The sequence below is a fragment of the Acidimicrobiales bacterium genome (assembly GCA_036273495.1).
Taxonomy (GTDB): Bacteria; Actinomycetota; Acidimicrobiia; order Acidimicrobiales; family JAJPHE01; genus DASSEU01.
Window position 1 is genome coordinate 1 of the sequence record DASUHN010000324.1, and the last position, 7893, is coordinate 7893.

The window sequence follows — 7893 nt, forward strand, 5'->3', positions numbered from 1 at the left end:
CCGCGGCCGGTCCTCCCAGTGGACGCTCTCCATCCGCCGCACGCTACCCTCGGCCCGGTGGCGGGGCGCATCGAGGTGAGCGAGGCCACCGCTGTCGACCCGGAGCTGGTCGAGGCGTGGGCCCGCCTGGTTTCGCAGCTCTCCAGCTCGGCGCCCCCACCCGGGAAGGACGAACTGGCGGAGATAATCGACTCGCCCGCCACCGTGCTCTTCGTGGCCCGCCTCGGAGGAGCGATCGTCGGGAGCCTGACGCTCGTGGTGTTCCGGATACCCACCGGCCTGCGGGCCATCATCGAGGACGTCGTGACCGACGAGTCCGCCCGCGGCCAGGGCGTGGGATCGGCGCTCACCAACGCCGCCCTCGAGCGGGCCCGCCAGTCGGGGTGCCGCTCCGTCGACCTCACCAGCCGGCCGTCCCGCGAGGCGGCCAACCGCCTCTACCAGCAGCTGGGATTCAAGCGGCGCGAGACCAACGTGTACCGCTACGACGACTGACGCGCCGTCGTCAGTCGCTGAGCTGCACCGGCACGGTGGCGATGTCCTGACGGGCGCCGCCCGGACCGGTGTCGAAGGCGGTCAGCGTCCCCGCTCCCGGCGATGTGGTGGCAAACCGGACCGTCGCGCTGAACTGGCCGCCCGACGGCCGCACGATCGTGGACGCCAGCACCGTTCCGCTCGCGTCGCTCAGCTGGACCGTCACCGACGACACCCTGCTCCGCCCCGTCACGATCACCGGGCTGAACACCGTCTGGCCAGAGTGGGGGGAGGTGATCACGATGGCCCCGCCGCTGGTGGCGACGGCCGGGTTGGTCGTGCTCGTCGTCCCCGATCCCGGCGCAGGCAACGCCGTGCTCGTCGGCCCGCTCCCTGCGGCGGCCGAGGCGGCCGTGGTCACCGAGAAGTGGGCGGCGGTGGTGGCGGTGGCGCGGGGCAGGGACGCCGACGAGCTGCACCCGGCGGCGCCGGCGCCCAGGGCCGCGGCCCAGACGACCAGGGCCCCGCGGCGGGGGGTCATGCGGGAAGGTGATCGCACGCCCGGCATTCTTGTGTATGCCGAGGCCGTCCCCGGAGGACCTGCAACGGGCCGTGGACCGCACCATCCCCGACCTGGTCGGTCCCGGGCTCGGCGTGCTGTTCTGCGGCATCAACCCCGGTCTGTGGTCGGGGGCCACCGGCCTGCACTTCGCCCGGCCCGGGAACCGCTTCTGGAAGGTCCTCCACGGTGCCGGCTTCACCGACCGGGTGCTCGACCCGGCCGAGCAGGCCGTCCTCCCCTCGATGGGGATCGGCATCACCAACCTGGTGGCCCGGACGACGGCGGCGGCCAGCGAGCTGTCGGGCGCCGAGCTGCGGGCGGGGGCGGTGGCGCTCGAGCGCAAGGTCCGCCGGCTGGGGCCGGGCGCCGTCGCCTTCGTGGGCATGCAGGCCTACCGCACCGCCTTCCGGCGGCCCCGCGCCCCCATCGGCGCCCAGGACGAGCGGCTGGCCGGCTCGGCCGTCTGGGTGCTGCCCAACCCGAGCGGCCTGCAGGCCCGCTACCAGCTGCCCGACATGGTGGCGGCGTACTCGGAGCTGCGGCGGGCCTCCGGAATACCTGCCGGCGGCAGACGTTCCCCCACTGGATGAGGGCTCCGACTCCGGGCGCGGACGGGAGGCCCGGCGCGGGCGTGAGGCCGGGCGCGGGCATGAGGCCGGGCGCATGAGGTCGATGAGCCCGCACGGGCCGGGGATGCGCTCGAGCCCGTGGGCCATGATGAGATCGTTCCGGCGGGACCCGTCGGTGACCAGTCAGAAGCTGGCGCCGGGGACGCTCAAGCGGATCTTCCGGTTCGCCGCCCCGTACCGCCGCCAGCTCGTGTTCCTCGTGACCATGCTGGCGGTCGACTCGGTCATCGGTGTGGTCAACCCCCTCCTGTTCCGGGAGATCATCAACCGGGGGATCCTGCGCCACGACGGCGGGCTGGTCGTGACCCTGGCGGCGGTGGCGGCCGGGCTGGCGCTGTTCGACACCGCCCTGTCGCTGGCCGAGCGCTGGTTCTCGGCCCGGATCGGCGAGGGGCTGATCTTCGACATGCGCACCCGGGTGTTCTCCCACATCCAGCGGATGCCGATCGCTTTCTTCACCCGTACCCAGACCGGCGCCCTAGTCAGCCGGCTCGACAACGACGTGCTCGGGGCCCAGTCGGCGTTCACCGGCACCTTCTCGAGCGTGATCGGCAACACCCTCACCGTGTCGTTCACCCTGGCCGCCATGTTCACCCTGTCGTGGCCGATCACCCTGGTGGCCCTGGCCCTCCTGCCGGTGTTCATCGTGCCCGCCCGGCGGGTGGGGCGCCGGCTGCAGACGATCACCCGCGAGAGCTACAACCTCAACGCCGCCATGACCATGACCATGACCGAGCGGTTCAACGTGGCCGGGGCGCTTTTGACCAAGCTGTTCGGCCGGCCGGCGGAGGAGGACGCCCAGTTTGCCCGGCGGGCGGGACGGGTGCGCGACATCGGGGTGACCTCGTCCATGTACGCGGGGGTGTTCTTTGCCGCCCTGATGCTGGTGGCGGCCCTGGCCACGGCGCTGGTGTACGGATGGGGGGGCTGGATGGCCACCCGCGGCACCCTCGACGTGGGCACCGTCGTGGCCCTCACCACCTACCTGGCCCGCCTGTACGGGCCGCTCACCTCTCTGTCGAACGTGAACGTGGACGTGATGACGGCGCTGGTCTCCTTCGACCGGGTCTTCGAGGTGCTCGACCTGCCGCCGATGATCGCCGACGCCCCGGACGCGGCCGAGCTGGCGCCGGGCGCCAACACCATCGAGTTCGACCACGTCGGCTTCCGCTATCCCACCGCCGCCGAGGTGTCGCTGGCCTCGCTGGAGGCGGTGGCCGTGCTCGACAACGTCCCCGACCGCCAGGTGCTCCACGACGTGTCGTTCCGGGCCGAGCCGGGGGAGCTGGTGGCCCTGGTCGGCCCGTCCGGCGCCGGCAAGACCACCATCAGCCAGCTGGTCACGCGCATGTACGACCCCACGGCCGGCAGCGTGCGCATCGGCGGGGCCGACGCCCGGGCCGTGACCCAGGAGTCCCTGCGGGCGTCGATCGGGGTCGTGACCCAGGACGCCCACATGTTCCACGACAGCATCCGCGCCAACCTGCTCTACGCCAAGCCCGGCGCCACCGACTCCGAGCTGGTCGACGCCCTGCGCGCCGCCCAGATCTGGGACCTGGTCGAAGGCCTGCCCGACCGGCTCGACACCGTGGTGGGCGACCGCGGCTACCGCCTGTCGGGGGGAGAGAAGCAGCGCCTCGCCATCGCCCGGCTGCTGCTCAAGGCCCCGGGCATCGTGGTGCTCGACGAGGCCACCGCCCACCTCGACTCCGAGTCCGAGGTGGCCGTGCAGCACGCCCTCAACGAGGCGCTCACCGGGAGGACGTCGCTCGTCATCGCCCACCGCCTCTCGACGGTTCGCGACGCCGACCGCATCCTCGTCGTCGACGACGGCCGCATCGTCGAGTCGGGCCGTCACGAGGACCTGATCGGCCAGGACGGCCTCTATGCCGAGCTGTACCGGACGCAGTTCCTGCCCGGCGCAACCGGCGCCGCCCCGACCGGCGTGGGCTCGGTCATCGGCTCCGTCACCGGCTGAACAGGACCCCGGGGTTGAGCACGCCCTCCGGATCGAGGGCGTCCTTCACGGCGCGCATGGCCGCCAGCTCGGCCGGGCTGCGGGTGAGCCCGATCCAGCGCACCTTGTCGGTCCCGATCCCGTGCTCGGCGCTGACCGACCCGCCCATGGCGCCGACCAGCTCGAGCACCACCTCCTCGATGCGTCCGTCGGGGTCGGGCCCGCCGGTGGGGGTGGCCACGTTGACGTGCAGCCCGCCGTCCCCGGCGTGGCCGTAGAGGACCGTGGTGGCGCCGGGCACGGCCGCGGCCAGCCGGGCGCGCACCTCCTCGGCGAAGGCCGCCAGCCTCCCGAGCGGGAGCGACACGTCGAGCTTGTGGGGCACGCCGATGCGCACCACGACCTCGGGGTGGCGCTCGCGGACCTCCCAGAGGGCGGCCCGGCCGCCCGGCTCCGTGGCCACCGCGGTGGCGCCGTCGTCGCCCGCCAGCCCGGCGTCGTCCAGGGCGGCGGCGAGCCGGTCGAGCAGGGCCGCCTCCTCCTGGCCCGCCACCTCCACGAGCAGCTGGCAGGGCCACGAGCGGTCGACGGCGGGGGCCACCCCGAACAGCTCCGCCACCAGCGCTGCGCCGTCGGCCAGCACCACCTCGGCCGCCTCCAGCTCGGGGAGCCGGCCGCGCAGCCCGGCCAGCACCTCCATGGCCCGACCCAGGGACGCCACGCCGGCGACGGCGGTCACCCGCGCCGGGGAGGCCGGGACCACCCGCATGAGCACGGCGGTGATCACGCCCAGGGTGCCCTCGCTCCCGCACAGGAGGGACGTGAGGTCGTAGCCGGCGGTGTCCTTCGCCAGACCGGCCATGCGCCTGAGCACCTGCCCGCCGGCCGTGACCGCCTCGAGACCGGTCAGGTGGGCGCGCATCTGGCCGTGGCGGATCACCCGGAGGCCGCCGGCGTTGGTTGCCGCCATGCCCCCGACGGTGGCCGAGTCCCGGGCGCCGAGGTCGACGGCCACGTCGAACCCGGCGGCGCGCGCCGCGTCGCGCACCGCGGCGAGCGGGGCCCCGGCGCCGGCGGCCACGGTGGCGGTGAGGGGATCGACCGCCCCGACCCAGTCGAGGCGCCGGGTCGACAGCACGACCTCCCCGTCGCGGGGTACGCCGCCGCCCACCAGGCCGGTGTTGCCGCCCTGGGGCACGACGGCGGCGCCGGCTCGTCTGCACGCGTCGACGACCTTCACGACCTCCTCGGTCGACCCCGGCCGCGCGACCAGGCGGCCCCGCCCCGGGCGCCGGCCCATCCAGTCGGTCTCGTAGGCGACGAGCAGCTCGGGGTCGTCGATGACCGCCTCCGGACCGAGGATCCCGCGCAGCTGGCCCGCCAGGGGGTCGGCCACAAAGGGGACACTAGGATCACCTCATGGCCGAGAGTGTCACGATCACCGACAACCGCACGGGGGAGTCCATCGAGATCCCTCTCCAGAACGGCGGCGTGGCGGCCGGCGAGTGGCACAAGCTGCTCCCCGACACCTGGTTCTACGACCCCGCTTTCATGCAGACCGCGGCGTGCGCCAGCGCCATCACCTACCTCGACGGGGAGGGGGGAGTCCTCCGGTACCGGGGCTACCCGATCGAGCAGCTGGCCGAGCACTCCACCTATCTCGAGGTGGCCTACCTCCTGCTCAACGGGGAGCTGCCCACCGCCGAGCAGGCGGAGAAGTGGCGCCACGACATCACCTACCACACGTTCATCCACGAGAACATGCGGAAGCGGTTCATGGACGGTTTCCACTACGACGCCCACCCCATGGGCATGCTCGTCTCGAGCGTGGCGGCGCTGTCGACCTTCTACGACGAGGCCAAGAACATCTTCGACGAGGACATCCGGTACTGGTCGACCGTCCGGCTGATCGCCAAGATGCCGACGATCGCCGCCTGCACCTACCGGTTCAGCGTCGGGATGCCCTTCGTGTACCCCGACAACAACCTGGGCTTCACCGCCAACTTCCTGCGGATGATGTTCGAGCCCCGGGAGGAGGTGGCCTGGGACAATCCGGTGCTGGCCCGGGCCCTCGACATCCTGTTCATCCTGCACGCCGACCACGAGCAGAACTGCTCCACGACCACCATGCGGGTGGTGGGCTCGTCCCACACCGACCCCTACACGGCGTGCGCCGCCGCCTGTGCCGCCCTGTACGGGCCCCGCCACGGCGGCGCCAACGAGCAGGTCATCCGCATGCTCATGGAGATCGGCTCCATCGACCAGGTCGACGAGTTCGTGAAGGCGGTGAAGTCCGGGAAGGGCCGCCTCCAGGGCTTCGGGCACCGCGTCTACAAGAACTACGACCCCCGGGCCAAGATCATCAAGCAGACCGCCGACGAGGTGTTCGCGGTCACCGGGAAGAACCCTCTGCTCGACATCGCCCTCAAGCTGGAGGAGGTGGCGCTCCAGGACGAGTACTTCACGTCCCGGCGCCTCTATCCCAACGTCGACTTCTACTCCGGCCTCATCTACCAGGCCATGGGCTTCCCCCTCAACGTGTTCACCGTGCTGTTCGCCATCCCCCGAACGTCGGGATGGCTGGCGCACTGGGCCGAGATGCTCGACCAGGACTCCAAGATCGCCCGGCCCCGCCAGCTCTACGTGGGCGAGCCGGAGCGCAAGTACCTGCCGATGGACCAGCGGGGCTAGTTCAACCTTCGAGCTTCTTGGCCCGCTTCGGGTCGACGGGGCGCACCAGGCCCTCCTGCACCACCGAGACCGCCAGCCGGCCGTCGCGCGTGAAGATGTGCCCCGTCGCCAGCCCCCGCCCGCCGGTGGCGGTCGGGCTGTGCTGGTCGTAGAGGAACCACTCGTCGGCCCGGACCGGGCGGTGGAACCACATGGCGTGGTCCAGGCTGGCCATCATCACGCCGGGATCGTCCCACGCCCGGTGGTGCGGCATCAGGATCGAGTCGAGCAGGGTCATGTCGGAGGCGTAGGCCACCATGCACGCGTGCAGCATCGGGTCGTCGGGCAGGGTGCCGTCGGCGCGCAGCCACACCTGCTGGTGGGGGTCGCGCGGCCCGGCCCTCGGCGCCGCCCGGAGCGGATCGGCCACGTAGCGCTGGTCGAAGGGCCGGGGCCGGGTGTACCAGTCCCCCATCTTCTCGGCGTAGGGCCGCATCCGCTCCTCGAACGTCGGCAGCTCGTCGGGGTCGATGGTCTCGGGCATCGGCAGCTGGTGGTCGAACCCGGTCTCGTCGGCGTGGAACGAGGCCGACAGGTTGAAGATGGCCCGGCCGTGCTGGATCGCCACCACCCGCCGGGTCGTGAACGACCGCCCGTCCCGGATGCGGTCGACGTCGTAGAGGATCGGCACCGCCGGGTCCCCGGGGCGAAGGAAGTACGCGTGCAACGAGTGCACCCTTCCCCTCTCGACGGTGCGCCCGGCGGCCACCAGGGCCTGGCCCGCCACCTGGCCCCCGAACACGCGCTGGCGGCGCTCCTCGGGGCTCGAGCCGCGGAAGATGTTCACCTCGATGGGCTCGAGGTCCAGCAGCTTCACCAGCTCGTCGAGGGCCTCGGTCACGGGCCCGCAGGCTAGACAGGCCAGGGGCTACGGTCCCCGGCCATGGCACTGCGCTTCCCGGACGGCTTCGTGTGGGGCACGGCCACCGCCGCCCACCAGGTGGAGGGCGGCAACTGGAACAACGACTGGTGGATGTGGGAGCACGACCCCGCCGGCAAGTGCTCCGAGGCGAGCGGGGATGCCGTCGACCACTGGCACCGCTACGAGGAGGACCTCGACCTGGTGGCCCGGCTCGGGTTCAACTCCTACCGCTTCTCCCTGGAGTGGAGCCGGATCGAGCCCGAGCCCGGCGAATGGTCCCGGGCCAACCTCGAGCACTACCGCCGGGTGTGCGCGGCGTGCCACGAGCGGGGGCTCACCCCGATCGTCACCTTCCACCACTTCACGACGCCGCGCTGGGTCGCCCACCGGGGGGGATGGGAGGACCCGGAGACGGCGGACCTCTTCGCCCGGTTCTGCACGCGGGCGACCGCGTATCTCGGAGACCTGATCGGCTGGGCGTGCACGATCAACGAGCCCAACGTGGTCGCGCTGCTCGGCTACCGCCTGGGGCTGTTCCCGCCGGGGCGGACCGACGACGGTCTCCACCTGGCCGTCAGCGACGTGTTCGTCGACGCCCATCGCAAGGCGGTCGACGCCATCCGCTCCGGGCCGGGTGACGCCCCGGTCGGGCTCACGCTGTCGATGACCGACTTCCAGC

8 protein-coding genes are annotated in these 7893 nt (G+C 72.4%); 5 read left to right on the plus strand and 3 right to left on the minus strand.

Annotated elements, in window-relative coordinates; genetic code table 11:
• The first annotated feature begins 57 nt into the window (after positions 1-57).
• A complete protein-coding gene (locus VFW24_13835; protein ID HEX5267844.1) occupies positions 58-495 on the plus strand; it encodes a GNAT family N-acetyltransferase in 438 nt (145 codons plus the stop codon).
• Positions 496-505: 10 nt separating this feature from the next.
• Here the strand turns inward: VFW24_13835 and VFW24_13840 are convergent, their stop codons facing one another.
• Positions 506-1015, minus strand: a complete 510-nt coding sequence (locus VFW24_13840) for a Gmad2 immunoglobulin-like domain-containing protein (GenBank protein ID HEX5267845.1) — start codon at positions 1013-1015, stop codon at positions 506-508.
• A gap of 35 nt (positions 1016-1050) precedes the next feature.
• Between VFW24_13840 and mug the strand changes: the two genes are divergently transcribed.
• Positions 1051-1626, plus strand: coding sequence for a G/U mismatch-specific DNA glycosylase (gene mug, locus VFW24_13845; protein HEX5267846.1), 576 nt, complete (start codon positions 1051-1053; stop codon positions 1624-1626).
• 82 nt (positions 1627-1708) lie between these two features.
• The gene (locus VFW24_13850; protein HEX5267847.1) at positions 1709-3643 is read left to right on the plus strand and encodes an ABC transporter ATP-binding protein; all 1935 of its coding nucleotides are present in this window, start codon (positions 1709-1711) and stop codon (positions 3641-3643) included.
• Here VFW24_13850 and VFW24_13855 read toward each other — a convergent pair.
• Positions 3633-5018: an FAD-binding oxidoreductase gene (locus VFW24_13855; GenBank protein ID HEX5267848.1), complete on the minus strand. Its 1386-nt coding sequence runs from the start codon at positions 5016-5018 to the stop codon at positions 3633-3635. The two genes, VFW24_13850 and VFW24_13855, sit on opposite strands and share 11 nt — an antisense overlap.
• A 23-nt stretch (positions 5019-5041) precedes the next feature.
• On the opposite strand from VFW24_13855, the gene VFW24_13860 reads away from it, so the two are divergent.
• Entirely contained in the window at positions 5042-6313 is a 1272-nt protein-coding gene (locus VFW24_13860) for a citrate synthase (GenBank protein HEX5267849.1), read from the plus strand.
• A 1-nt stretch (position 6314) separates the two neighbouring features.
• Here the strand turns inward: VFW24_13860 and tesB are convergent, their stop codons facing one another.
• Positions 6315-7193: an acyl-CoA thioesterase II gene (tesB, locus tag VFW24_13865; GenBank protein HEX5267850.1), complete on the minus strand. Its 879-nt coding sequence runs from the start codon at positions 7191-7193 to the stop codon at positions 6315-6317.
• 42 nt (positions 7194-7235) lie between these two features.
• Here tesB and VFW24_13870 point away from each other — a divergent pair.
• The coding region (locus VFW24_13870; GenBank protein HEX5267851.1) for a family 1 glycosylhydrolase at positions 7236-7893 on the plus strand (658 nt) is incomplete at its 3' end.

Bases quoted from the DNA above. Each gene is read 5' to 3' on its own strand.
- VFW24_13840 (HEX5267845.1), bottom strand. From the start codon at position 1,015: ATGACCCCCCGCCGCGGGGCCCTGGTCGTCTGGGCCGCGGCCCTGGGC.
- VFW24_13860 (HEX5267849.1), top strand. From the start codon at position 5,042: ATGGCCGAGAGTGTCACGATCACCGACAACCGCACGGGGGAGTCCATC.
- mug (HEX5267846.1), top strand. From the start codon at position 1,051: ATGCCGAGGCCGTCCCCGGAGGACCTGCAACGGGCCGTGGACCGCACC.
- VFW24_13850 (HEX5267847.1), top strand. From the start codon at position 1,709: ATGAGCCCGCACGGGCCGGGGATGCGCTCGAGCCCGTGGGCCATGATG.